Source organism: Desulfocurvibacter africanus subsp. africanus DSM 2603, assembly GCF_000422545.1.
Classification (GTDB): domain Bacteria; phylum Desulfobacterota; class Desulfovibrionia; order Desulfovibrionales; family Desulfovibrionaceae; genus Desulfocurvibacter; species Desulfocurvibacter africanus.
Genome location: NZ_AULZ01000001.1, coordinates 118197 through 145118 on the forward strand (window position 1 = coordinate 118197; position 26922 = coordinate 145118).

17 protein-coding genes are annotated in these 26922 nt (G+C 63.3%); 3 read left to right on the top strand and 14 right to left on the bottom strand.

What is annotated here, in order from left to right:
- Positions 1-2 precede the first annotated feature (2 nt).
- From H585_RS0100525 to H585_RS0100535, 3 genes are all read right to left on the bottom strand, one after another.
- Entirely contained in the window at positions 3-2351 is a 2349-nt protein-coding gene (locus H585_RS0100525) for a pyridine nucleotide-disulfide oxidoreductase/dicluster-binding protein (RefSeq protein WP_027366320.1), read from the bottom strand.
- A gap of 99 nt (positions 2352-2450) precedes the next feature.
- Positions 2451-5177, bottom strand: a complete 2727-nt coding sequence (locus H585_RS0100530) for a molybdopterin-dependent aldehyde oxidoreductase (protein ID WP_027366321.1) — start codon at positions 5175-5177, stop codon at positions 2451-2453.
- Between the two features lie 139 nt (positions 5178-5316).
- Positions 5317-6342 carry a molybdopterin-binding protein gene (locus H585_RS0100535; RefSeq protein ID WP_027366322.1) on the bottom strand — a complete coding sequence of 342 codons (1026 nt, stop codon included), beginning with the start codon at positions 6340-6342 and terminating at the stop codon, positions 5317-5319.
- Between the two features lie 204 nt (positions 6343-6546).
- Here H585_RS0100535 and H585_RS0100540 point away from each other — a divergent pair, with 204 nt between their 5' ends.
- Positions 6547-7212 (top strand): sigma factor-like helix-turn-helix DNA-binding protein, encoded by a 666-nt coding sequence (locus H585_RS0100540; RefSeq protein WP_027366323.1) that lies wholly within the window; start codon positions 6547-6549, stop codon positions 7210-7212.
- Between the two features lie 110 nt (positions 7213-7322).
- Here the strand turns inward: H585_RS0100540 and fdhD are convergent, their stop codons facing one another.
- The 5 genes from fdhD to H585_RS0100570 all read right to left on the bottom strand — a co-directional run bounded on the left by fdhD (position 7323) and on the right by H585_RS0100570 (position 13771).
- Positions 7323-8189, bottom strand: coding sequence for a formate dehydrogenase accessory sulfurtransferase FdhD (gene fdhD / locus H585_RS0100545; RefSeq protein ID WP_027366324.1), 867 nt, complete (start codon positions 8187-8189; stop codon positions 7323-7325).
- A 142-nt stretch (positions 8190-8331) separates the two neighbouring features.
- Complete coding sequence (locus H585_RS0100550; RefSeq protein WP_027366325.1) at positions 8332-9270, bottom strand: formate dehydrogenase accessory protein FdhE; 939 nt, start codon at positions 9268-9270, stop codon at positions 8332-8334.
- Between the two features lie 138 nt (positions 9271-9408).
- On the bottom strand, positions 9409-10149 hold the full coding sequence (locus tag H585_RS0100555) for a 4Fe-4S dicluster domain-containing protein (RefSeq protein WP_027366326.1): 741 nt from the start codon (positions 10147-10149) through the stop codon (positions 9409-9411).
- Positions 10142-13207 carry a formate dehydrogenase-N subunit alpha gene (gene fdnG / locus H585_RS0100560; RefSeq protein ID WP_081678573.1) on the bottom strand — a complete coding sequence of 1022 codons (3066 nt, stop codon included), beginning with the start codon at positions 13205-13207 and terminating at the stop codon, positions 10142-10144. The genes H585_RS0100555 and fdnG overlap by 8 nt, the downstream gene beginning before the upstream one ends.
- A 147-nt stretch (positions 13208-13354) precedes the next feature.
- Complete coding sequence (locus H585_RS0100570) at positions 13355-13771, bottom strand: winged helix-turn-helix domain-containing protein (RefSeq protein ID WP_027366329.1); 417 nt, start codon at positions 13769-13771, stop codon at positions 13355-13357.
- Between the two features lie 529 nt (positions 13772-14300).
- Here H585_RS0100570 and H585_RS0100580 point away from each other — a divergent pair.
- On the top strand, positions 14301-14480 hold the full coding sequence (locus H585_RS0100580) for a hypothetical protein (RefSeq protein ID WP_027366330.1): 180 nt from the start codon (positions 14301-14303) through the stop codon (positions 14478-14480).
- Positions 14481-15439: 959 nt separating this feature from the next.
- The gene (locus tag H585_RS0100600) at positions 15440-16264 is read left to right on the top strand and encodes a YkgJ family cysteine cluster protein (RefSeq protein WP_027366332.1); all 825 of its coding nucleotides are present in this window, start codon (positions 15440-15442) and stop codon (positions 16262-16264) included.
- Between the two features lie 783 nt (positions 16265-17047).
- On the opposite strand, the gene H585_RS0100610 is transcribed toward H585_RS0100600, so the two are convergent.
- The 6 genes from H585_RS0100610 to H585_RS0100640 form a co-directional block, all read right to left on the bottom strand.
- Positions 17048-17257: a hypothetical protein gene (locus H585_RS0100610; protein WP_027366333.1), complete on the bottom strand. Its 210-nt coding sequence runs from the start codon at positions 17255-17257 to the stop codon at positions 17048-17050.
- Between the two features lie 86 nt (positions 17258-17343).
- Positions 17344-20685, bottom strand: a complete 3342-nt coding sequence (locus tag H585_RS22015; RefSeq protein ID WP_051182899.1) for a lectin like domain-containing protein — start codon at positions 20683-20685, stop codon at positions 17344-17346.
- Between the two features lie 337 nt (positions 20686-21022).
- Positions 21023-21376, bottom strand: coding sequence for a DUF4870 family protein (locus tag H585_RS0100625; RefSeq protein WP_027366335.1), 354 nt, complete (start codon positions 21374-21376; stop codon positions 21023-21025).
- A gap of 192 nt (positions 21377-21568) precedes the next feature.
- Positions 21569-22123 (bottom strand): hypothetical protein, encoded by a 555-nt coding sequence (locus H585_RS0100630; protein ID WP_027366336.1) that lies wholly within the window; start codon positions 22121-22123, stop codon positions 21569-21571.
- Positions 22124-22332: 209 nt separating this feature from the next.
- Entirely contained in the window at positions 22333-22827 is a 495-nt protein-coding gene (locus tag H585_RS0100635) for a hypothetical protein (protein WP_027366337.1), read from the bottom strand.
- A gap of 170 nt (positions 22828-22997) precedes the next feature.
- Positions 22998-26909: a CHAT domain-containing tetratricopeptide repeat protein gene (locus H585_RS0100640; protein ID WP_027366338.1), complete on the bottom strand. Its 3912-nt coding sequence runs from the start codon at positions 26907-26909 to the stop codon at positions 22998-23000.
- Between the last annotated feature and the right edge of the window lie 13 nt (positions 26910-26922).

Below are 26922 nucleotides of genomic sequence, written 5' to 3' on the forward strand. Positions count from 1 at the left end.
GCTTACCCCTTTATGCCCAGCACGCGCATGCGGTGGCACCAGGCGCGATGCACTCGGAAGCGCTCGCCGCCAAGTGGCTCGTACTCCACCCAGTAGGTCACGGCCGCCGGACGGTGCGAGGCCATGAGCCGATTGCCACCCTCCTGGGCCAGCGCCCGGCCGCTGGCCTGCACCGCATGGATGGTCTGCTTCACGTCCTCGGCCAGGATGCGCCGCTGGTCCACGGCCAGGCGCACCTCGGGCTCCATCTCCAGTTCAAGTGTTTCCCAGGGTTCCATCTGCGGAGTCTCCTTGCCGGCCTGAGCCAACAGCGCTCGCTTGAGCCGGGCGCGGTTCTCGTGGCGGTCGGCCGTGCCGGGCCCCTTGCGCACGTAGGGCTCGGGACTAGCGGGTTGCACTGCGTCCGGCGATTCCGGAAAGATCAGGTCGAGCAGGTGTGTGACCCGTTTGCCGCTGCGCGAGAGGCTGTCGCGGCACATGGCGCAATAGGCCAGATAGTCGCGCTCGCTCTGCTTTGCTCGGCGCAAAGCGAACTCGCGGCCCATGTCCGGGTTGGCCGCTTCCATGAGCCCGCCGTAGCCGCAGCACAGGGTCCGCTCGCGCGAGAGCGCCAGCTCCTCGATGGGCGCGGCCAGCCGCGTGAGCAGTTCGCGCACGGAATCAAGGAACCTGGGCTGGTCGCGCGCCGTGCATGGGTCGTGCAGCGCATGGACCGCATCCGGCGCGGCCGCGCCCTCGGGCAGGCTGGTTTTCAGCAGAACTTCCCATAACGGGACTGTCTCCACTCCGGGCAGATGGTCGCGGAAGGTCGCTCCGCAGGTCGGACAGGCCAGGATCAGCTTGGGCTTGCCGAGTTTTTCCCAGGCCGCGTGCACGCGCGCCAGTTGAGGCTGCAGCATGTCCTCCCGCGCGGCCCACTGCGCGGGCGCGCCGCAACAGTGCAGCATGATGCCCACGCCGGTCAGCTTTTCCCGCAGGTGCGCCAGGGTGCGTTGCACGTGGTCAGGCGACGCGCCCGAGAGCTGGCAACCGGGGAAGAAGAGGTATGCGCATGCGCCGAGTTCGCCGGATTCGTCCGTTCCCCGCGCATCAAGCAATAGTGAAGCAGCCTCCGAGGTGTTGAACTCCAGGTCGCGCAGAGCGAAATCGTGCGCCGAGAGCGGCATCTTCTTCGTCTTGACCATCTCGGCGCGAGCCTGGGCGCAAAGGTCGGCCATAAAGAAGTCGTTGGGGCAGACGGTCTCGCACAGCCCGCAGTAGCTGCAGGAGTTGATGAGCTTGTTGGCCTGGCGCAGACCGTGGATCACGGAGAGATTGTTGTAGATCTCGCGCGCGTATTTGCGCGGATAGCCCTTGTAGCGCTCCAGGTAGGCGCAGACCTTGACGCACTCCATGCACTCGCACTGCAGGCAGCGCGACGCCTCGGCCGCGGCCTCCTCGGGCAGGTAGCCTCCGGGCTCGGCCGTGGGCACGGCGGGTTTGCGTTCCACCCCCTCGATGGAGGTGAACAGCCGCGTCGCGCACGGACCCTCCTTCTCGCGCGAGGCAGTCATGGAGACCACCTGCACGAGGCGGTCCATGGATACGGCGGCCTTGCGGCCCTGCGCGGCCAGGCCGATGGGCGAAAGCGGCCCAAGCGGCTGCACGCCGCCCGCGAACACGCCCGGCATGGACGTCGCCAAACTCAGCGGCTCCAGCTTCGGCGTTCCGTCCCGCTCGGTCTCCAAGCCCAGCTTGGCGGCGTCCGGCGGGGTGCGCTCGTCGAAGCCCACGTAGACCGCGTCATGCTCATCGGCCAGCCGCTTCAGGGTGGCGGCTTCCAGGGGCAGGCCGGGATGCAGGGTCACGCGCAGCATTTTCAGCCGTTCCAGCTCGGCCGAGAGCGCCGCGCGAGGCAACCGTTCCTCGGGCAGGTCGAGCAGCGTGCCGCCCGGTTCATCGCTGAAGAGCGAAACCGCATAGCCCTTCCTGCCCATGTCCCAGGCCACGGTCAGGGCGCTCAGGCCGCCACCGACCACGGCCACTCGCTTGCCGCGCGGCGGCAGAGGAAGCAGGCGGCCCCTGGCCTTGGTGTTGAGCGTGCAGGCGCGCTCCAGTTCACCGATGTGGATGGACTCTTCCACGTCGCCCCTGCGGCAGCTCGCCTCGCAGGGATGATCGCAGATGAGGCCCAGCACGCCCGGCAGTGGCATGGTGCGTTCGAGCACCGCCCGCGCGCCAGCCATGTCGCTAGCCGCCAGAAAACGAGTCAGCGCCCGCACGTCCACATGGATGGGACAAGCGGCCTGACAAAACGGCGGCTCTTCCTGGATGCAGCGGTGTTCCCAGTCGCGAAGCTCCTGCTGTTCCATGGATAAACCTCCGGGTTGCATCGCCTGCCGTGATTGCATTCGCGGCGGCAAAGAAAGTCCCCGGAGCGGACGAGCCGCTCCGGGGACGAGTCCGACGGACTAAGCCTTAGCCTGCAAACCAGCGAGAACCTTCTCGGGGTACGCGGGCATGTGCGTGATGCGCACGCCGCAGGCATTGTAGATGGCGTTGATGATGGCCGCATGCGGGCTGGTCAGAGGCAGTTCGCCTGCGCCGGCCGCGCCGTGGGGGCCGTGCTTGCGCTGGGATTCCACGTAGATCAGTTCCATGTCGTCCGGAATGTCCTTTATGTAGGGCAGGCCGGCTCCAGCCATGGTGGAGTGCTTCTGGATGTCCTCGAAGTCCTCGGACAGCGCCAGGCCGATGCCTTGGGCCAGACCGCCCCACATCTGGCCATCCGCGGCCAGCTTGTTGGCGATCTTGCCGATATCGGCAACCATGGTCATCTTGTCCACGCTGGTCTTGCCCGTAGCCGTTTCCACGCTGACCTGAGCCATGAACACGCCGTACATGTATACGACAAATGGGCAGCCCTGGCCGTTGGCGTCGCAGTGCGTGCCTTCGTTGGCCGTGAACTTGCCAGCGTATCTGGTCTCCTTGCCGGCGGCCTTCATCTCCGCATAGGTCATGTAGCCTCCGCCGGGCTTCTTTGCGCCCTGCAGGAGCTTTTCGCAGGCATCCTTGATGGCGTTGCCCACCATGACCTGAGAGCGAGAGCCGCCGGCCGGACCGGAGTTGGGATTCTGGGTGCTGGCCCAGGTGAACTTCAGCTTGCCCGGCTCCACGCCCATGGGCCGCAGGGCTTCGTGGGCGGTGCTTACGGCGCCGATGTCCGCGCCCTGGCCGTGATCCTCCCAGGCGCTGATAACGGTGATGGTGCCGTCGGCATTCAGCTCCACGTCGGCTTCGGCGGAGTCCGGGCCGTCCAGGCCGCAGCCGTACACGCCGACAGCGACGCCCACGCCCTTCTTGACCGCAGCCGTGGATTCGGCCTTGGCTTTTTTCTTGGCCGCTTCATACTTGGGCCGCAGGATATCGATCATCTCCGGCAGGCTGTAGACCTCCGGAGCCTGTCCCGTGGGATTGGTGGAACCCTCGCGGTAGGCGTTCTTGTAGCGCAGCTCCAGCGGATCCATGCCCAGCTTCTCGGCCAGTATGTCCATGAGCGACTCCGAGGCGAAGAAACTCTGCGGCGAGCCGTAGCCGCGGAAGGCCGAACCCCAGGCGTGGTTGGTGCACACGGTGCGGCCCAGGCCACGGATGTTGGGGATATGGTAGCCCGCACCGATAAACTGCACTCCGCGCAGGGTCAGCAGGTCGCCGAACTCCGAGTAGGGACCGTGGTCCACGGAATAGTCGTGTTCCATGGCCTTGAGTGTGCCGTCCTTGTCCGCCGCCAATTTAAGATTGATGAACCAGGGCGAGCGTTTGCCGGTGTACTGTTGCTGCTGCTGATAATTGTAGCGCAGGTGCACCGGCCGACCGGTGGCCAGGGCGGCCACGCCGACCAGGGCCTCCATGGTGGGGCTGAACTTGTAGCCGAAGGTGCCGCCCATGGGGTTGGCCACGAGCACCAGCTTCTCGGGCTCCACGCCCAGGCCAGGAGCGATCATATACAGGTGCAGATGCACGCCGATGGACTTGGAGTGGATGTAGAGCTTGCCGTCCTCGCCCTTGTAGGCGAAGCCGACGTCGGGCTCCATGGGCATGTGCGGCTGACGCTGCAGGTAGAAGTCGCCTTCCACCGTGACGTGGCCGTCGCCGTTGAAGAACGGCGCGGTGTCCCCGCCCTTGGCCAGCTTCTGCTCGAAGTAGACGTTGGGCGTGCCGGGGTGGATCTCGATGGCGTCCTCGGCCATGGCCGCCGGAGCGCTCATGTAGGCCGGCAGCTCCTCAAGGTCCACCTTGACCTTCTCGGCCGCCTTGCGGGCGTTGCACTCGGAATCGGCGCAGACGATGGCGATGGCGTCACCGTACTGGAAGACCTTTTCGTCGCACAGGATGGGGCGGTCCCAGCCGTCGCCCTTGTTGGTGGGGAAGGTGATCAGGCCGGTGATGCGGTTCTTGCCCTTTACGTCCTTGTGCGTGAGCACCGAGTGCACGCCGGGCATTTTGAGGGCCTCGGAAGTGTCAATGCCCTTAATGTTGGCGTGGGAAACCTTGGCCTGGACCAGGGCCATGTGCAGCGTGTCCTTGGGCATCTTCACGCCCAGGTCCGCGCCGTAGTCCAGCGTGCCGGTGACCTTGGCCACGGCCGTGGGGCGGGGGTACTTGGAGCCCCAGATACGTTGGTCGTCGGGCATCTTGAAGGCCAGGTCATCCATGCTCATCTCGCCGCGCACGACCTTGGCCGCGTCCATGACCGCGTCCACCAGGGGCTTGTAGCCGGTGCAGCGGCAGGCGTTGCGGTGCTTCTGGAACCAGTCGCGCACGTCCTGGCGGGACGGATTCTGGTTGGATTCCAGCAGGCCCACGGCCGAGACGATGAAGCCTGGCGAGCAGAAGCCGCACTGGGCCGCGCCGTGCGCGATCCAGGCCTGCTGCACGGGATGCAGCTTGTCCGGCGTGCCTATGCCCTCGATGGTGGTGACCTTGGCGCCATCTGCGATGCGCTTCATCTTCATGGCGCACGAGCGCACGACCTTGCCGTCCAGGATCACGCTGCACGCGCCGCATTGGCCCTGGTCGCAGCCGACCTTGGTGCCGGTCAGGCCCAGCTGCTCGCGCAGCACGGTTGCCAGACTGGCCTCCGGATCGACGATGACGTTGTGTTCCACTTCGTTGACGCTGAATACTTTTTGAATCATGCTGACATCGCTCCTTTCCGTACGGTTCAAGGGAGCGGGAAGCCCCGGCCGCGGCCGACTCGGCTCGCCAAAGACGGCGGCCCGGTCCGGGTCCTTGCCCGCGTATCGCGTCCCCCATGGGGGGTCACTCCTTTTGTGATCAGCCGCCTTTGCCGAAACCGCAGACCGGATAACGGCACTCGGCGCAGCCCGCGCAGTAGCCTCCGTGGCCCAGGGCCACGATGTCCTCGCGCTCGATGCTCTCGCCCGCCACGATGCGCGGCACAACCAGATCGAAGATGCTTGCGCCCGCGTACATGACGCAGCCCGGCAGCCCCACCACCGGCACGTCGCCGATGTTGGCCAGCATGAACATGGCCCCGGGGAAGGTCGGCGCGCCGTAGGTAACCACCTGGCCACCAGCGGCGCGGATGCCGGCGGGAGTCTGGTCGTCGGGGTCCACGGACATGCCGCCGGTCACGGCGATGAGCTCGGCGCCCATGGTCAGCAGCGCGCGGATCGCCTCCACGGTCATCTCCACCTTGTCCGGCACGAACATCTGCTCGATCACGGTGCAGCCCAACTCACTGAACTTGCGCCGCAGCACGGGACCGAACTTGTCCTTGATGCGGCCGTGGTAGACCTCGCTACCCGTGGTCACGATGCCCACGCCCAGGCGGCGGAAGGGCCGCACCTCGATAAGGGGAGCATGTTCGCGGCAGATGGCCTCCACCGTCTCGATGCTTTCGTTGTCGATGACCAGCGGCACGACTCGTGTGCCGGCCACGGCGCGGCCTCTGACCACGCGTTGATTCGTGTGGATGGTGGACAGGACGACCTGCTCGACGGAATTGACTTCCCGGAGAGCGCCGGTGCGAATTTTTAGCAGCCCGTCATGGGTCGCGTGGAAGTTTATGCGCCCTTCACAGGGTTGGCCCAGTGTCAGGCCGGGACCAGCCGCGGCCCTGGCGATGCGCAGGGCTGCGTCGTCCTCGTGCACCTGCCCTTCATGCAGATCGAAGACGTAGATGTGCTCCTTGCCCAGGTCGAGCAGCGTGGGCACGTCTTCCTCGCGGATCACGTGGCCGCGCTTGAAGGCCCTGCCCTTGAACTCGCCGGGGATGATGCGGGTGATGTCGTGGCAGAGCACGCTGCCCACGGCCTGCCGCACGGGAATGCTTTTCATGCGTCAAAGTCCTCGTGACATTTGGTCCATGCGGATTCCTTCAGAGCGCGACATGGTCGCGATGTCGCGCCGAGGCAGACCTCGCCAAGGGCGATGCCCTCCGCGACAATACTTATGTCTTTCTTGACACAAAAGGCTGAAGCAGGGAAACCCATCAAGACAAGTTTGCGGATCATTTGAGCTGAAAGAACGGACGGCTGGGATATGAGCAAGAACAAATACGTGCGCAAATCACGCATGTCCGAAGATGAGTTCAAAAAACTGGTCAATCTCTTCGCCCTGGACATGGACGCCGCGAGTATCGCCGAGGCGCTGGGTTTTTCGCGCAACACCGTCAACGCCTACCTGCACCGCATCCGTCGACGCATCGCCGAGCACTCGATGCAGTTCTCCCTGGAACTGCAGACCCTGGGCGAGCGTTTCTTTGTGTTGCGTCAGGCTGGACGTAGGCACGAGCCGGCCGGTCCGGTGGTCATCTACGGTGCGATCCAGCGCAACCGCACAATCTACGTGGACGTGCATGCCGAGCGGCTGCGCGAAGCGCTCGATACCATCTTTAGCGGCAGAATGTACGTGGAGGGCACGCTGGACCCCATGACCGGGGAGCGCTTCAGCACCTATGTGGATCTGGATTTCGGCGAGGAAGGCGTATTCGAGCCCAAACAAGGCTTCGTCGTGCAGCGCCACAGCCCGGCCGAGGAACTGCCGCGTTTCCTGCTCTTCACCAGAAGCCGCATCCACAGGCTGCGCGGCATTCGCGCCGAGGTATTCCCCCTGCACCTCAAAGAGACCGAATTCCGCTTCAATTTTAGCGGAGTAAGCATTTACTCCATGCTCATGCGTCTGTTCACCGAGCGCAGGTTGGAATGAGTGAGGCCCATGCGGCTTCCGATGGTGGCAGCCGCCTCGGGACCGTGGCCACAGGGGCACGCGCGAAACAAGGCCGCGCAGTCTTGGAGGATTATCCAGCCCTTATACGGTCATGTCGCGTGATTATCCACGAGAGCCGTAAGCAGCTCCTCCTGCAGGACAAGGTTAGGCAGCTTTTCGTCCGAAATGATGCGCTCGCCGCCGGTGTAGACATTCATTCGCGTGGCCCGCAAATGACCTATCAGCGTAATGCCCAGATTCTCCGCCATCTCCACGGCCAGGCTTGTGGCCACGGACAGCCCTGCGAGCATCTCGAGGCCGAGGGCTCCGGCCTTCTGGACCATCTCGAAACTCAAGCGGGACGATACGATGCCCAGATAGGCGAGATCCCTGGCGTCGGCGGCGAGCACCGCGCCTATGGCCTTGTCCAGGGCGTTGTGGCGGCCGATGTCCTCGGCAAAGGCGAGCAGCTCGTGGCGGGCGTCGAAGATGGCGGCGAAATGGGTGGCCCCGGTCTGGTGAAACAGCCCTTGCCGCTTTTCAATGCTGCTCTTCAAGCCCAGGAGAGTGTTGCGGTTGATCGCATGAACCGACGAGACGCGCGGGATATCAGTATGCACATCCCCGAGCGAGACCTTGCCGCACAGTCCGCAGCTGGACTTGCTCAGGAATTCCCGGCGTTGCGGCTTTGTCTGGGCAGCCATCCGGCCAGGGCGCAGCTCGACGAAGATCCTCCGTGCGCCAAGGCTGCCCTGGCAGTAGTCCATGGACAAGATGTCCTCGCGTGAGGCGATGACGCCTTCGGTGAGCAGAAAGCCCATGACGAGATGCACGTCGTCTCCGGGCAAGCGCATGGTCACGGCATAGGGCGCGCCGTCCACGACGATCTCCAGCGGCTCCTCCACGGCCAGCGTATCGCGCACGTCATGCTCCCCATCATCGTCGAACCGTCGGATGGTCCTGCGTGCCGTACTCATCGCTCCCCCCCATACTGTCAGCGCCGTTGCTTATGTTGAAACGAACATAAGCAGGGACGCACTTCACCCTTTCCGCCGCTTGCGGCGGGCTATGGCTGGTCAAAGACCGGAGGCCCACCGAAGCGGGCGGGACGATCCCGTTTTAGTCGATCTGGTTCCAGGGCAGCCAGGCTGCGGGACGGTAGCCTTTTTGGCGCGCCAGGATATCCAGGTGCGCCATGCCCAGGGAGAGAACTTCCAAAGGCGGCTCGCCGTCCAGCTCGCGCAGATCGACGCACGGCACGTAGAGTCCGCATTTGAGGCAGATATCGACCTTTTCCACGGCCTCGCCTTCCACCCGGAAATACTCGCGCTGATCCTTGTCCGAATTCTCGCACACGGGGCACATCCCGCGCGCGATGCGCCAGTCGTGCCCGCACAGGGAGCAGTGCAGATGCTTTTGCCCTCCGCCGCCGCGCAGGAACTCGGAACCCAGATCGCCGACCTTGGACAGCGCGGCCAATCCCGGCAGCGAACCGCACACGGGACAGAAGCCTTTGGTCCAGGTGATCCCGGCCATGCGGGCGCGGACCGATTCGTCCACGGCCGCCAGCACCGGACCCAGGACGCCGCGCAGGGCGAAGACGAGCACTCCAGCGGGCACGTTCATGCCTTCCGCCGCCTGAGCCAAGGCCTCCTCATTGCCGTCGAGCAGATGACGCGCCAGGGCGGCGACATCGGCACGCTCCTGGTCCGGATGGTCCAGGCCCACGGCGACATGGCTCAGCTCGATGTTAAGAGCTGGGAAAGCCTCGGCCAGCAACGGGAGAAACACGACTACAGCCTCATTCAGGGCCTCACGCAGCGCGGACAGATCCGCGCCGGCCAGCAGCGGGACGCCTTGGGCGAGCCGCGCGGGGTCCACGCAAACCGCGCCTTGGGGAATGGAGTCGGCCAGGCGTTCGGCCAAGGCAGCCTTGTGCGCCAAAAGCCCTCCAAAGGCCGCCAGCAAGGGCACTAGAGCCGGACGCCGGTTACTCAATGCCTCAACCGCCTCTATGACGCGCGGATCAGGCTGTATGGCCTGCGATTCTGTCTGCACGCGAAGTCTCTCCTTGTTCATTCCGTAAAGACCATTCCGCAAAGGCATCCCGCATGGGTCTCCAGCTCGCCGGGCCGCCCGGGGTAGGCGGCCCGGCCATAGCTGGAGGCTATTAGTGCATTAAGACCCTCAAAGGCATCAGGAGCGCATGAGGCGCTCGACGGTGCGCGTCAGCGGCGAGGCCAAGCGCGCCAGGAACTCCTTGCGGTTCAGGCCGGCCGGCGCCTGGGCCACGCTGTAGGCGTGGTACAGACTGGGCTCGTCCTGCAGCAGGTAGATCACGTTCACGCTGTCCGGGTCCGCCAGGCTGGCACGCGGGAAGTCCTTCTTGACCACGGCCAGGCGCTTTTCGGCCAGGGCCAGCATATCCGCGCGCTCGCCGAAGTTCATGGCCCCGGTGGGGCAGGCTTTGACGCAGGCCGGCAGAAGCCCCTTTGCCACGCGGGTCTGGCAGCCGGTGCACTTGGCCCACAGGCCGGTCTTTTCGTCGCGGCGCGGAATGCTATACGGGCAGGCCCCGCGAACATCCTCGAAGTCATCCTTTCCGAGCTGCTTGGTTTTCTCGGTGAAGAGCACCGCGCCGGTCTTCTCGTCCTGGATGACGGCGCCTTCCATGTAGCCGTCGGCGACCATCTTGCAGGGCGGCTCGGTGCAGTGGCGGCACTGGTCCGGGAAGAAGAACCAGTTCACCTTGCCGTCCACGAGCTGCTCGCTGAAGCGCACGACCTTGTAGTTGTTCGCGTTGAGGTCCGGGGGATTCTGATGGCTTCCCTGCTGCAAGGTCTCATTGGCGGGGAGCTCGTACCACTCCTTGCATGCGAGCTGGCAGCCGCGGCAAGCCGTGCACCGGGATGTATCGACAAAGAATGCCTTAGGCATGGCTGCCTCCTGTCAATGCGGTTTTCAGCTCGGTCAGCTTGTCCGCCTTGCGTATGTTGACGCAGCAGGCCTTGTACTCCGGGATGTAGGTGTTGGGGTCACCCACGGCGGGCGTGAGCCTGTTGGTCGCATCGCCGCTGCCCGGCGTGGTCCAGCCGAAGCAGAACGGCATGCCAATCTGGTGAATGGTCTTGCCATGCACCTGGAACGGCCGCATGCGGATGGTGACCATGGCGATGGCCTCGACCTTGCCGCGTATGCTCTCGACGATCACGCCGTCGCCGTTCTTGATGCCCTTTTCCTTGGCCAGTTCCGGGCTCATCTCCACGTAGAGCTGCGGCTCGGTTTCCAGCAGGTTGGGCACGTTGCGGGTCTCACCGCCTCCGCACCAGTGCTCGGTCAGGCTGTAGGTGGTCAGCACGATGGGGAACCTGGGATCCGCGGGCTTGGCCAGCTTGTCCATGTCGCTCGACGTGAACTTGTAGACCGGGCTGGAAAGCTGCTTGGAGAACAGGTTCTTGTTCACCGGAGTCTCGGCCGGCTCGTAATGCTCGGAGAAGGGACCGTCCTCGCGGCCGGGGCCATAGAGCTGGCCATAGCCGTGCGTGGTCATGATGAAGGGCGCCGTGCCCTTTTCGTGAGCCATGGGGGGCGCCGCGCCGTCGGGCACATCGCCTACCCACTTGCCGTCCTGCCAGGCGATGACCGCCTTGGCCGGGTTGTAGGGCTTGCCGTTCGGGTCAACCGAGGCGCGGTTGTAGATGATGCGCCGGTTGACCGGCCAAGCCCAGGCCCAGTTGGGATACAGGCCGATGGCGGCCTGCATGGGCGTCTGGCTCGGATCGCGGCGCTTGGTCAGGTTGCCCTTTTCCTCGGTGATGGCGCCGCAGTAGACCCAGTTGCGCGAGGTCGTGGAGCCGTCGTCCTTGAGCGCGGCGAAGCTCGGCACCTGCTGACCCTTTTGGTACACCTTGTCGCCGACCTTGGTTTCCCGCGTGAACTGGCCGTTGCACTCCTTGGCCATGGCCTCGGCATCGAACTTCTTGGGCCAGTGCGCTGCCAGCACGGGATCGGGGAACACGCCTGCGTCCTTCTTGTACAGGGCGCGAGCCTCGTTCAGGACGTCCACGACCATGTCGCCGAAAGGCTTGGCCTGGCCCTCGGGTTTGACTGCCTCGTAGTGCCACAGCTGCCAGCGGCCACTGTTGCTGACCGTGCCTTCTTTCTCCAGCCGGTGGGCCGAGGGCAGCAGGAAGCACTCGGTCTTGATCTTCGTCGGGTCCACGCCCGGCCTGCGCCAGTTGTCCGTGGTCTCGGTGTGGTGCAACTCGCCGCAGACAACCCAATCAAGGCTGTCCATGGCGCTGCGCATCTTGTTGCTGTTGGGCAGGGTCTGCATGAGGTTCAGGCCGAAGATGAATCCGCCCTTCACCTTGCCGGAGTACATGTGATCGAAAAGGCTCAGGTAGGAGTAGTCGACGCCCTTTTCCAGCTTGGGCAACATGCCGTAGCCGAATTCGTTGTCCTTGGTGGCGTTCTCTCCGTACCAGGCCTTGAGCAGGCTGACCATGTACTTGGGCTTGTTCTGCCACCAGTTGACGCTGTGGGAATCGCTGCTGACCGGCGTGTTGGCCTTCTGGTAGTCGGCCAGGGTCTTCCAGTCGGCGATGGGCGTGGCCATATAGCCCGGCAGGATGTGCCAGAGCAGGGCATGGTCCGTGGAGCCCTGCACGTTGGGTTCGCCGCGCAGGGCGTTGATGCCGCCGCCCGCCACGCCGATGTTGCCCAACAGGAGCTGGGCGATGGCCGCGCTGCGGATGTTCTGCACGCCTACGGTATGCTGGGTCCAGCCCAGGGCGTACATGACGGTGGCCGCCTTGTCGGGGACGCCGGTCTTGGCGACGGACTCGTAGACCTTGAGCAGGTTCTCCTTGGAGACGCCCGTGGTCTGGGAGACCTTGTCCAAGTCGTAACGCGAGTAGTGCGCCTTGAGCAGCTGGAAGACGCAGCGTGGGTTATTGAGCGTCTCGTCGCGCTTGGGCACGCCGTTCTCGTCCATCTCGAAGGCCCACTTGCTCTTGTCGTATTTACGCGTGTCGGAATCAAAGCCGCTGAACAGGCCGTCCTTGAAGCCGTAGTCCTTGCCCACGAGCATGGCCGCGTTGGTGTACTTGACCACGTACTCGAGGAAGTACTTCTTGTTGTCCAGGATGTACTTGATCATGCCGCCAAGGAAGGCGATGTCGGTTCCCGAACGCAGGGGCACGTGGAAATCCGAGCGCGCCGAGGTGCGCGAGAACTTGGGGTCCACGTGAATGACCGTCGCGCCTTTGTCCTTGGCCTTGAGAACCCATTTGAACGAAATGGGATGATGCTCGGCAGCGTTGCTGCCCATGATGAGGATCACATCCGCATTCTGGATGTCGATCCAATGGTTCGTCATCGCGCCGCGTCCGAACGACTCTGCCAGAGCCGCTACAGTGGGGCTGTGTCAGACACGGGCCTGGTGGTCCACATGGACGCCGCCCAGGACGCGGAAGGCCTGATGCGTTACGGCGCACTCCTCGTTGCTCATGTGCGAGGTGCCGAGCATGAACATCGATTCGAGTCTATTGACGCGCTGGCCCTTGTCGTTGGTCAGGATGATGTCCTTGTCGCGCGTCTCCTTGACCTTCTGGGCGATGCGCTTGTTGATCCAATCCCAGCTCTTCTCCTCCCACTTGGTGCTGTACGGCGCACGGTAGAGAGGCTTGATCAGCCGGTGCTTGTTGCGGGTCATGGAGAGCATGGCCGCGCCCTTGGCGCACAATGCTCCCTGGTTGATGGGATAATCCGGATCGCCCTCGGTGCTGACCAGCTTGCCGTTCTTCACGTGCGCGATGATGTGGCAACTCACCGAGCAGAACGGACAGATGGTGATGACCTCCTTGGCGCCATCGGTCTTGAGCCCTTGGGCATAGGCCTTCACGGGCTTGAGATCGATGCCAAGCTGAGCCATGGAGACGCAGGCTACGCTTGCTCCAGTCAGCTTGAGGAATGCGCGCCGATTCCATTGCATATCGGCCTCCTTACTGTTGATGGACCCTTGCGACGTTCCCCGCTACGGGGCATCCGCAGCGGTGGACATAATTATGTCAATAATGACACAACAAGGCGGCTCCATCAATAAAAACTTAAAGATATTGATGTGTTATTAAAAGCATATTCAACCCGCCGGGACGGCGTTGGCCAAACAATCGCATACAAGCGGCTCTTCATCGTCCTGCACATACTTGCGGGGAATACAGGGCAGAAGCTGGCTGCCGCGTTCCAGGGCCATGCGCTCGACGTCGTCGAGCCAGCGGCGGTAGCTGTCCTTGAGCAGAACCCCGGCCTCGGTGAGCCGGTAGCCCGTGCGGTTGCCGGCGGTCTTCTCGATAAGGGCGAACCCGAGGACGCGCTCGGTGCGCTTGATTTTACCCCAGGCCGCCCGGTAGGACATGCCCAGGCTGATGGCGGCGGCTTTGAGCGAGCCGCTGGACTCGATGCTCTCCAGAAGCTTCAACCGGCCAAGGCCGAAAAAAACCCCGTCTTCGGTTTCGAGCCAGAGATGCATTCTGACTGTCGGGTGGTGCTCGTCCATGGTTCCTCCCATGCGCAGTCGGCTCTGCGGAGCGCAACCGCGACTTCGGGCTAGAGGTCGAAGTCGGTAAGCATCCGCGCGGAACTCGTCGGATGAATGGCTGCCTGCCCGCGCGAAAGCGACCATCGGGCGGTTTCGGCATCCATTTCCATGCGCATGAAACTCCTTCGGTCCGCATCCGGACGCCCCCAGTAAAAGACTCCCCGCGCTCGGGGACGCCTGCGGATTCAGGCGGCATCCGGCTTAACCTTTTTATGTCATCCATGACATAATAGCTGGCGTTGACTCAGGTCAAAGTTGTGGGGCTTAGGCGGCATTTGGCACTAAATGGCACGCCATGGCCGAGCGTCCCATCTGGTGTGAAATGAATTCAGCCCGGGCAGATGCTTGCGCACTTATATTCTGCTATTTATAACACACTGGAATATAATAACTATTCTATATTCGCTGTTGACGCTCAAGTTTTAATATGTCATTTATGACATAACGAATGTTCGGAAAAATAAGCGTCGCACAGGAGGCATTTGCCATGCGAGACACCAAGCCAAGTCGGCAGGATCGCCCTGAGAAGTCCAACGGCACTCCTGGTTTTGGGCTGGGGTTTGATATGCGGAACGTTATCGAGCGCAGCCGTGGCATGGCGCTGAAACGCGCCACAGCCGCGGACGGCAGGACGGATGCCCGGCATCAGGCCCGGCAAGATTCGTGAAGGCCGTGCAGACGTAACGCCAGGCAGGTCGACCGCGATCAGCCATAGGCAAGTGCGTGGTGGTTTTGGAGACCCTCTTAGAACCGCAAAGGTCCCGCGTCTGTGGGGCCTTTATTCAAGTGTCAGCCTCGCGCTCCCCGCTCCGCTTTGAATCGATGGGGAACAGCTTCCGGCTGAACTCGCTCCTCCCCATGCTTTTAGCGACCGCGACCATGGACATCACCAGCTTGCGTTTCTGGACAAGCTGCCTGCGCGAGCGGAGTGGCCCATGAGTCTGCCAATGCGTTCGCGGGTGGATGTGCGGACTGATTTCGATTCTCCCTCCCCTGAATTATCCGTACTGGCGAGCCGATTCCTCGGCCGGTTCGCCAGGTTCATCGAAGCAACGCAAAACGGGCGGCCAGCCTGTCAGCCAACCGCCCTTCTTCGTGAGCATTTCCTAGTCGGGATAAGAGAATATAAACCTCCGGCCCCTTGGACATCATTCAAGCATCAATAATTAGTCTCAACCTAACAACGGCATACCTGTAGACCTGAATGGAGATATGGACATACAACCGGGTCCATACATCTTTCTAGGGCAGATTGCTTTTAAGACGTCCGCTCCGGCGTTGACGGCGCAAGTGAATTGCGCCTACGCCTACGCGGCGGAAAGCCATGACGACGCATGGCTTGCAGAGCATTTTCAAAAGCAAAATGCTCTAAAGGTCGCTACTCTATTCGCGGCGGTTTATAATAACCTCTAGAGGTGGCCCCCACAATTCGGACAAACATTTAAAGTGGGGCCGACCTGAAGGATGTGCGGGAGATCACGGCAATGTTTTTGCAAACATCAGCAACCGTGTGAGCGACTGCACGCGCCCTTAGCAGCAAACCCGACTCAGTCCGCTCGACCTGCCTGCCGCATCCGGCTTGAGGCTAGGGTCGTGAGCTGCCGACTTAAACGTTCCGGAGAATACATGAGCTGGAATCCGACAATGGCACCCGTACCCTGCCACGATTCCGTGGATGCCGCCCTGGCCGAGGCGACCTGGAAGTATTTCCTGAATCCTGCAGCGCAGAACCTGCAGCAACTCGTTGCTCCCGATTTCGCCTCTCCGCCCCGGGAAATGCTCCGTGCGGCCGTCATGATCCAGGGCGCTCATGCTGCAATCGACGATGAAAGCACGATCGTAGCCAGAGCCATAGCGGACAGCGGACATGCCGTGGCCTGCCGTACCGGCTGCTGCGCCTGCTGCAAGCAGGCCGTTCTGGCCAATCCCTTCGAGGCGGCGCTCATCGGCATCTATTTGAACAATAACCCGGAGCAGCGGGAAGAATTCGTGCGGGCCTACGCGAGATGGAACGTGGAGACCGGCGGCATGCGTGACGACTTCCTGGCCTGGGCGGAACGTCGTTACAGAGATAATGCGGATGACGGGAAGTACCACTATTCGGACTTCCATCCGGACTGCCCGTTCCTGCTAGACGGCTTGTGTCGCATATACCCCGTGCGGCCTTATGCCTGCCGGAGCTATCTGGCCCTGTCGGAAGAGTGCGCGAATCCCACGACGTCGGGGAGCAGGCCGGGCTTCCAGGGCATGGATGTGGGCTCCTACACCCACTACAAGAAGAACTACCAGCCTTTTCTGCAATCCCTCTGGATGCGTTGCGGCATCGATCCCAAGGCAGTTCGCAATCGCTTCATGCCCGAGTTGGTGACCATTTTCCTCAACGAAGACGTCGAGGGGCTGCTCAAGTTCTGCCATTCGGAAGGGAGACGCATTGAAAATCCGGTCTGCTGATCTTACCGATGCGTGTTTTGCCGTGATTGCAACTGCCTAAGGTCATGCCTTCGAGGCACAACGGAAGCAAACTGCTTTCTGGATAGCTGGCCAGCCCCATGCCGGCTCAAAACAGAATATCGTGACTTTTGTCATGACAGCTGGCGTTGAAAAGGAAGAAGGGGCCTGAGAGCCATTCCCCATTTCTAGAGCAAGAATTCTGTCGTGCAGAATATGCTGGATATCAGCCGGTTACATTTAGGCAAATTTGGCGTGGGCCCATATTTGGAACATGGGTGGTACATTAAAAACAGGCTTTTTTCGCAAGCCCGGCCTATGTCATCAGATGGTCCCGGCATGAAAGTTTGCCGCTCACCCACTCATCCCACTCGACATTCCCGTTCTTGACCCTGAATGTGCCTGAGCCTGTCATTCCGCGAGATGCTGCATTGTCCAAAGTGTCTCTCTTAGCCGGAGACGCTGGTTAAGACCATCTCAGAAGGATCACCCGGCCTGGCCAGGGCGAGCCGGAATTGTTCGTGGCTTTGTTATGTTACCGGAAAGCGATATTTTCGTTCGCGTGCATTCCGGCCTCAAGATCATTGAACTGATCGGCCTCCAGGCATTTCCGTCGAAGTGGAAGACGTGGTTGTCTTACGCCGAAATGGCTTGGCCGTGCCCCATGATCCGGGCCGATCGCGTCGGTGCACACTGGGGCGACAGCTGAATGCTATTCGCCAGGCGGCTGCCTCGGCTGACCAAAAGGAAGGCCCCGTGTGGGGCCTTCCGTCTATCGCTTTCCGTTTACTTTCCGTCCTCCGCCTGCCTGGGCGGAATGCGCACCGGCCCCGGGTGGTAGCCCGTGGGATGCTGCTGGTCTTCCACGGGCAGCTCAATTTGCCCGGCCTGCTCCTCCTGGGTTTGCCTGAACTCGGGCCTGGGCTCCACCGGCTCGGGCGGGCTTTCCAGGCAGGCCATGCCCGGGGCGAGCGTCAGCAGCAGGAGGACGGCCAACAGGGGCTTGCGGCCAGTGCGCAGGCGCAGGGCCAGGGCTAGGCCCGCCAGGAGCAGCCACTCGAGCCCAAAGCCGAGGCCGGGGTTCAGGCTGCAGCCTCCTCCCCCCCGCCTCCTCCGCCGGAGCTGTCCGTCGCGCTCCCGCTGACGCCGGTGGTGATGCTCATGCTGTCCTCGGACATGAGTCCGTTTTCGTCCCAGACCGTCAGCACGAATACGGCCTGTCCGTCGACTTGGCTGATGTCCGCCAGCGGCGTGGGGCTGCTCGGGTCGTTCAGCGTGACCGGGTCGCCGCTGACCTGCCGCCACCGGTAGCGCAGGGAGGAGCCTTCGCTGTCGCGCGAGCCGGCGCCGTTCAGCATGCAGCTGGTCGCGGTGTTCACCCGCACGTCCCGACCCGCGTCGGCCACGGGCGGCTGCCGGTTGACACTGCCCGGCACGTTGATGATGACCCTGTCGCCGGCGCTCAGGCCCTGCGTGTCCGTGACCAGCAGCTCGAAGACCAGGGCGTAGCCGATCGTGCCGCCGCCCGGCAGGTGCAGCGTGGCCTGGGCCTGGCCGGCGTTGTCGACCATGACCGTCGGCCCGTGCACCTGTGTCCAGGCGTAGCCGGCGATGCCCGCCGCGGAGCTCGAGCCGCTGCCGTCCAGGACGGTGCTTGCGCCGCTGGCCAGGGTGTCCCAGCCCGCGTCGGCCACGGGCGGCGTCTCGCCCTCGGCCAGGCCTACATAGATGCGGCAGGTGTCGCTCGTGTAGCTGCCGGCCTCGAAACCCGGGCTCTTGGAGGCATCCAGGCTGAACTCCAGCATGAGAGGCGTCGCGCCGACAGGGGTTGGCGCGATGAAGCCGGTCTGGCTGGCATTGGCCGCAAAGGCCACCGGTGTGCCGCCGGTCTGCCGCCAGCGGTAGTGAATGGTGCCCTGCTGCGGATGGAAGGAGCATCCGCCGTCCAGGCTGATGCTTGCCCCTACGGCGACCGACTGGTCGAGGCCGGCGTCGGCCACCGGCGTGTCCAAGTCGCGGACGTGCACCAGACAGGTCTTCTCCAGGTGCGTGCCGTCGCTGAAGTCGGCCACGGCCTTGAAGCGCAGGCAGGCTCCGCCGTAGGGCGCATCAAGCAGGGTGAAGCCGGGCGTCAGCGTGTCGGCACCGGTCAACGTAACCGCCGGCCCCTCGGTCTTGGTCCAGGCGATGCTCGTCAAGGGGGCCGTCGCGCCGGCCGTCAAGGTCACCGGCTGGCCTTCGTCCACGGCCACGTCGGCAAGGCTCAGGCTGGCCGTGGGCACCCGCGGGTTTGTCGCGTTCTGGAACTCCTCGAGGTTGCTGTTTCCGTCGCCGTCGGCGTCGCTGCCCGCGTCGTTGACCAGGGGATTCAGGGAGTAGTCGACCTCCCAGCCGTCGGGCATGCCGTCGTTGTCCGTGTCGGGCAGGTTCGGATTGGTGCCCGCGGCATATTCCTGCTGGCTGGTCAGGCCGTCGGAGTCGTTGTCTTCCGCGCTGCTGTTGGCCACAAGAGGATTGAACCCCCAGGTCACCTCCCAGCCGTCGGGCAGGGAGTCGCCATCCGTGTCCGCCGCGGTGGGATTCGTGCCCCGCTGGCACTCCTGCAGATTGCTCAGGCCGTCGCCATCCGGGTCCGCGGAGGCGTTATTGACAAGCGGGTTGAAGCCGTAGCCCGTTTCCCAACCGTCCGGGAGTCCGTCATCATCGCTATCCGCGTCTGCGGGGTTGGTTCCAGCCGAGTATTCCTGGGCATTGCTCAGGCCGTCGCCGTCGGCATCGCCCGCGGCGTCGTTCAGCGTGGGAGCCAAGCCATGCTGGACCTCCCAGCCGTCGGGCAGGGAGTCGCCGTCCGTGTCCGCTGCCGTGGGGTTTGTGCCCTGCTGATATTCCTGCAGGTTGCTCAGGTCGTCCGCATCAAAGTCGCCGCCGGCACCCTGGGAGGCGATGTCGGTGAAGTGGGTGATCTCCCAGGCGTCGGGCAGTCCGTCGCCGTCAATGTCCGTAGTGTCCGCTATGGCGTAGGCCTTGACGCCCACGTTGTAGCCCGAGGCCGAAACGTTGGCCCAGCTCGTGCCGTCCATGCTGACGAAGCTGGGCTGACCGGAGGCGCTCACCCCGCTTGCGTAGTTGGTAACCTTCATCTCCAGCGGAACCGTGACGTTCGCGCCCGTCAGGCGCACCACGGCGGAGAATTTCGCCCCCGCGCCGACCGTGACCGGCGTGGGCAGATTCACCGTGTAGTAGCCGGCGTAAGTCACTGTCCCGCTGGTCTCGGCGACCTTGCTGCCGCTGGCCGGGTTCGCGCTGCCTGGGCCGAGCCAGACCTGCACCGTGTAGCCGGCGTTGGGCGCGGTGGCCCAAAAGCCGACGGCGCTGATGGTCTGGTCCGCGCCGCTCTGGTTCGTGAAGATGTTGGCGTAGCGGTCGTACGTTCCGGCCGGATATCCGCCGGTCCAGCCGAACTCGTCGAAGCTGTAGATTTGCTCGAAGGAGTCGGCCGAGCGTGTCGCGGTGGTGACCACGTTGCGGTCCCACATGATGCGCGCGTCGTAATAGGAGACATGGAAGTAGCCGTTCTCGCCAAAGACGGTGCCGTAGCTGTTCTTGATGATCCAGGCCCCGTCCCCGGGAGGCGTCTGCGGGAAGTTGTACCTGGAGTAGCCGTCGTCCCAGCCCACGACGGTCACGGCGTGGTTGCCGTAGGGCGCTGTGCCGTTGTAGTAATAGGATTTCTCGTCTGCGGTCAGATAATTGAGGTCAAAGTTCATGTACAGGTCCGTGGCCACGGCCCCGTAGGTCATGAGCGCCTGCTTGATCTCGGCGTACCCGGAAAAGTCGCTCGCGCTGGCCTTGGAAGGCAGGAACATGATGTTCGTGACTGTCTTCCGCCTCGGCCGGTCGGGCGAGGTGAACATGGTGGTGCTGTAGGGGTCGTCCGCCTCGGCGACCGGGCCTTCGCCGCGCAGCAGGTAGGCGGACGACATGTCGTAGTTGCCGCCTTCGCAGGCGCTCCAGTCGAAGCCGTGCCTGTTCTTCATATGGTTTTCCGAGAAGTCGAGGCTGGCGGGCTCGCCGTCCTGGGCCATGAGGTTCGACTCCAGCATGCCGTAGGTGCCGAATGTCCAGCAGGCCCCGCAGGTGCTCTGGTTGCGTACGGGCGTGAGCTTTCCGCTGTCGCGCAGGTCGAAGCGGGCCGGAAGCTCCACGCTTTGCAGCCTGGCCGGGCCGCGCTCGGCCCTGGGAATCGCCACCGGCGGAGGGATGTAGCCGTTTGCCGGTCCCGTGCCGCTCTGGAGCATGGGCCTGCTCCGGCTGTTCATGAAGGCCTCGAACTCGGGCCTGGGCGGGGCCACGCCATCGGCTGCAAAGGCCACCCGCACGAGCATGGCGAGCAGATAGAGCGTGAGAAGCAGTATTATCCGCATGAGCATTCCTCTTCAGCGCTGCGCTTCAATGTCAGGTCACGTGCAGCCGGTCATTGCGTGCGGGTTCCATCTCGAAGGCGACAGTGCTCCTGTCGCACCTCCAGATGATCCGGCAGTGCTGCACGACGCAGACCTTGCCCCCGTCCAGGCCGGCACTTGTCTGCAGGGTGACGGCAATATCAAAGCGGGTTCAGACGGATGCGCCTGACTTGATCTCCGTGCCTGGGGTCATGTTTTCCATGTTCAGGCTCTCCCCAGCTGGAAACGGTCAGGGCTTCAGCCTGCAAGGCCGCTGGCGCGCGCCGAAGGCTGAAGCCCTTCCTGCCTTGAACCGGCCCTAGGCCACGGGCTTGCCCTCGTTGAAGGCCAGAAAGCCCTTGACGATGCGGTAGATGAACCAGACGAAGCCCGCGATGGCGACGAACCAGCCGATGAGGAAGAAGAAGGTGATGAAGGCCACCACGCCGATGAGCAGGGAGTACCAGAAGGTCTTGATCTGCCAGGTGAAATGGCTTTCGAGCCAGGTCCCTTCGGCCTCGGTGCGCTTGAGGTAGTTCACCACAATGGCGACGATGCCGGTGACGCCCACGAAGAGCGAGGCGGCATAGAGCACGTAGCAGACCAGAACGATCTTGCGCAGGGGCTCCTGCGGCGCGATGCGGGTGGATTCAGTTTCCATGGTCTGGGACATGGCGTTTTCCTCGTCAGGTTTGGGATATGGAGATGCCATCTATGGTGCAGATATTACATCGGAATAAAAGGCTATCTCTTTAGTACTGCTACGCAGTTACCTCACGCTGCAGTGTGCGCATGTTCAATATGGATGCATGTTGTCAGTGACCGTGCGCGGACGGCCGGTTTCCCAGCCGTCCGCAGCCAGAGGCTACTCGCGAACAAATTCGATGAAGCGCTTGTCGGCAAAGACCTTGCCCAGGAAGGCCTGCACCGCCGGGGTGAAGGCATTGCCCGTGTTCGCGCAGACCTTATCGGCGCTGAAGGCCCCCTCGAACGGGTAGACGCTTTCCACGGTGAACGGACTGCCATTCTGCGGCGTAAATTCCATCTTGATGCTCCACGAGGCCTTACTGGAGGTATTGAAGTCGATCGCCAGTAGGTTGCCCTGCAGCTTCTTGGCCGCGCTGGGGTCATAGATACCAGCCCAGGCGAGCTCGTCCTTGAGGGCCGCCTGGATGAACTCGGCAAATGGCTTGCCATTCGGCGTCTCGACGGGTCCGGCACTGCGGCAGTTAATGGACTTGATCCCCGGCTTGACCGAGGTGAATTCGGCCAGGGCGATCTTGTGCGCGCCAAGGCCGCTCTGTTGCAGATCCTTCGCGTTCTGGGCACTGACGCTGTAGGGCTGAGCCTTGTATGTGGTGCAGGCCGACAAAAAGGTCATGGACAAGGCGAGGCAGACGAGAGCGATACGAACGGACATGACAGACCTCCTCGAAGGGTGAATTGATGATCTGTCCTGTTAGTCGGATTGGGGGGAAAAAGGTGACGCGGGAAACGAAGATTGCCTGATGCAGCCGTTGCGACCGGCTCTTGACCTATGGGCTGTCGGATCGGCGGGCAATGGAAATGCCGCAACTTCACTGCCCGCCTCTCAGCAGCCATCTATGCAATGAAGACTCTTGAGGCGCCTTACTCTCGCTTGATCACGATTGTGCCCTCACCTGCCGGCATCAAGTAAAAAGTCAGGCTGGCATCCTCTTTCTTCATCATGACTATGTCTTTGCTGAGAGTACCCATATATTTGAATTCGCTGAATTCTCCCATTGTCTGAACAACGTTCTTGGGGCTGTACCAGATCCTGACATAACCTGACGAAATCCAGTCCTCATCCTTAAACCTGTCCTTTGTTGCAAACATGTATGCGAACTCAGGCCCATCCGAGAAGGAAATCTCCATGGCTGACGAAAAGGTCCTTTCGCTGGGATTCTCGGTAATCCAATAGCTATGCGCTCCATGGGGTCGATCCTTGATCAGGAAACTGGAAATTGATTCAATACGTTCAAGCAATCCTCCTGATATGCCCTGCTCTTTTGCCTGCTTTGCGGGAATATTGCCTTCCGCACGGGCGGCATGCGCATTGAGCAATAAAAGCACGCACAGAACTGCACCAAGATACGTCTTCATAAACAACCTCCTCATATAGATGTGTTTGAGCTTCATGCTTCAAGTCCAGAAGATTTCGCACATGAACTGGAGAAGATCAGGACCATTCGTACAAAGCGCATATCTTGATCCGCGCAGCCCATCCGTAACATCGCTTCAGGGCTGCCGAACCCCTGATTAATGATCCTCTATCAGCGGCCCACGCCTCCCGTGACGATGAACGCCGCCCAATAATACGGGTTGGGCTCTCGTGCCCGCATGTCGCGCCGGGCCAGTTGCAGCGCCCGGGCCGGATCGCGGGTCTCGGCCAGCCGGGCGTAGAACAGGCCCATGAACTCGATGGTCTTGTTGCTCTCCACTTCCCACAAGCTGCTCACGACGCTGCGCGCGCCGGCCACGAGGAAGGCCCTGGTCAGGCCGAAGACGCCCTGGCCGGCCACGATGTCGCCCTGGGCCGACAGGCAGGACGAGAGCACGACCAGTTCCGTGCCCGCGAGGTGCATGGACTGGATCTTCTCCGGCGTGACCACGCCATGGCCATGCCCGCTCCTGAGCGAGCCCGCCCCGCCGGACAGCAGGAGGAACGTGGCCGGCGCAGTCTCGGAATAGAACCCGGCTTGTCCGTTCAGGTGGTCCAGGAGCCCGGCCTTCCGCGCTTCCGCGGTCTGGACGCGCGCCTGGGCATGGCTGTGCGTGGCGATATGGATCAGCCTCGGGGAGCGCAGGGATAGAAGGTTCTCCTCATTGGCCCTGTGCCCCAGGTAGAGCTCGGTGGGCATGGCCATTTTCTCCGTGAGCTGATCACGCACGGCGCTCGCCTCGGCGCGCGTCTCCGTGAGCGGAGCGAAGTTCAGGACCGTGTCGCCCACTGACGCCGCGACCGTGCCTCCGATGCCGCGCAGGCTGTCGCCCGGTCTGCCGGCCCCGCTTGCGGCATTGAAATCGGGATCGGCGAAGACGGCCGCATTGCCGGCCGGGGGGCCTTGCCGGACATCCCTGACCAAGTCCATGGCCGAGGTCAGGTAGCGCAGCGGCAGGTCCGCGAGCAGGCCGGTCTCCGTGGGCAGGAGCTCGAAGGGCATGGCGTGCAGGGGGCCGTCGGGAGACAGGAGCACCTCCGCCCTGCCCTGCAGGTACGTGCGCAGGGGCGCGACGATCCTCGCCGCGAGTTGGGCGGCTAGATCGGCCATGTCCCCGGCTGCGCGGGTCCTGTTGGCCCGCAGCGTGGCCTGGAGGCGGGCGATCAGACCGTCGATGTTCTCGGCCGAGCCCAGGTCCACGACTTGCACGCCGGTCCGGGCCGGGTCGAGCACAAAGGCCAGGTAGCGTTCCCCCCTGGCCTTGCCGGCCTGGAGGTCCCAGGCCGCATGCCTGGCGAAATCCACAAGCACGCCCCCGGCAGGCAGGGCCCCCAGGAAGGCGGGCAGGCTCACGGACAGGGGCTCCGCGCCGCTGGCGCCGTCTCCGCCGGAACGCGCCAGCGCCCTTTCGATCTCAGCCTTGCGGGCCAGCAGGGATTTCTGGCCCTCGAGCGTCATTTGAGAACCGCGCATGCGTACACTTGCGGCCAGTTCAGCCCGTACCCTGGTGAATTCGGCCGTCAGCCGCTCGGCTTCGGGTCCTTTGGCCTGGCTGAGCAGTCTGCCCATGCGCGCTTCCTCTTCAAGCAGACCTCCCTTCCAGCGGGTCCACAGGGCATAGGCCTCCTGGAGCGTCTGCGGGTCGCTGTCCGGCCCCAGGGCGCTGAGCAGCGTATCCATGTACAGCTGTGCCTGGCGGGCATAGGAGCGCTTCTCCCATTCGCTGAGCACATGAAAGGCCTCGGCGCGCAGCCTGATGGCCGCATCGGCGGCTTCCAGCAGGTATGCCTCCCGCCTGGGGCCGGTCTGCGCGGCCATGGCCAGGAGCAGGCTCGTCTCGGCATAGAACGGGTGAAGGATGCCGCTGCTCCGCTCCATCTCGGCGCGCGCTCCGGCCAGGATCTTGTGCGCATTCTGGGCCCGGCCCTGGAGCAGGTCGAGCTTGGCCTGCAACAGGATCAGCTCCAGCCGCTGCCGGTTGGCGAAGGGGCCGTGGCGTTCCTCGTTCTTGCGGATCAGGCCGTCGAGCAGCTTCTGGGCCTCTTCCTGGCGTCCCCTGGCCATGTGCAGGCGCACCTCGCCCAGATTGGCCGTGGCCAGGTCCAGGTCCTCGCGGTACAGCCACCTCAAGGCAGGGTTCACCTCGTCGAGGATCGTCTCACGCGCCCTGCCGTATTCCTCTTCCGCTTCGGCGAAGCGCCCCTGGCGCAGGTATAGGTCTCCGAGCATGGTCAGGACGCGGTTCTGGTCCTGCATGTGGCGCAGCATGACGAGCTTCGCCTGCCCGGGGGCTGGCCGGGCCTCGGTCACAGCGTCCCTGGACAGGATGCCGAGGACGGTGCGCAGCTCCTCCTCGGCCTGGTCGAACCTGCCGATGGCCGTATAGAGGGTGCCGAGTCCCGTGCGGGCTTGGTGCTCGTGGACAGAGCTCGCAGGAGCTGCCTTGGGTGAAGCCATGTCGGCCAGGAGATCCAGGTAGACACGCTCGGCATCGAGGTAGTTGCCACGATAGGCCTCGACCTGGGCCATGCCCACCCGCGCCATGCAGGCCAGGTCCTGCTCCTGGGGTGTGTAAGCGGTGAGCAGGCCAAGGGCCGCGCCATACTGCTCCAGGGCCAGATCGAGATTGAGATTGGTCCTGTTGCTCTGGGCGGACATACAGAGCTTGGAAGCCGCATTGCGGACAATGAAATCGAACAGCCGTTGATTGCCGAGCTTCGGGCCCAACTCGGCCAGGACCGCCTCGGCCTCCTCGTAGCGCCGGGCGTTCATGGCCTGCTCGAAGCGCAGGAGCACGGACATGGCCTCGGGCGAACTCATGGCCTGCAGGCCGGTAAGCCTCTGCTCTCCCAATTCCCGTCTGTCCTGCGTCAGCCCCCCCTCTCGGCCGGCCTCGTCCAAAGCAGCCTGGATGTTCCGGACCATGCCGCCGACGGTGCTCTTCGTCAGAGCGAGGTAGATGCCCTCAAGGGCTTGCGCATCGGTCGTCAGGCCAGACGATCTTGCTTCATTCATGAGGCGCTGGACCAGATATACCCGCATGCCATCATCAGGCTCCTGCGCAAGCGCCGGCAAACACTCCCGCCCAAGGCCCGCGGCCTCTTCCGTCAGCTTGAGGTCAAGCAGGGCCTCGATAGCGGGGACGCAGGTCTCTCTGCCAACCTCGTCTAGAGCATGCTGCTGCCGGACTTCCAGGGAGCGGCGTAACAGGCGTGCGGCTTCGGGCTTGTCGCCCCATCGCGCGTAGACCAGGAACATGTTGTGCAGGAAGAAGGCCTCGCGGGTCCTGTCCCCGCTGGCCAGCGCCGCGACATGGCCCTGCTCCAGGGCCTCCAAGGCCTTATTCAGGTTCCCGACATTGGCGTACTGCTGCGCCAAGTCCAGCTGCCCCTGCAGGCCGGCAGCCAGGAGCTTGCGCACCGTATCCGCTGGCAGCGCGGCCGCGAAGTTTCTGCCGTGGATCTCCCTGTACAGGCTGCGCATGGCCGAGGCTGACTTGACGTCTCCCATGGCGTCATAAAGCAATGCCAAGGACCGAGACGATGTGAAGGCTAGCTCCTGGTCACCTATCTCTTGGGCCAGATCGAGCAACTCCCTGCTCAGGCTAACGGCCTTCTCTCTATCCTCCAAATCGGCATAGATATCGAAAAGAACGCGTATGACGTTCAGCTGCAGGGCCTTGTCGCCGAGCCTGCCTGCCATCGCCCTGGCCGGCTCCAGGATCGCTATGGCCTCCGGGATCTTGCCTCGGGTCACAGCAACCTGGCCAAGCCTGAGTCGGGCAAGAGCCTGCAGGCGCTCATTCCGGGCCTCTTCCGCCTCGACCAGAGCTTCGTCCCAGAACCGCGCGGCAACATCGAGGTTCTGCAGCCTGTACTGCCGATCCCCCTTGGCCAGCAGCACGGAAGGGTCCTCGGCCATGGCAGGGCATGGCAGGCTGATGAGGGCCAGGGCCAGCAGGAAGAAGATGGCCCGTGAGCAGAGACAGGATGAAAGGAATCCCGGCATTGGCGTGTTCACCATGATCTGTCCTGTT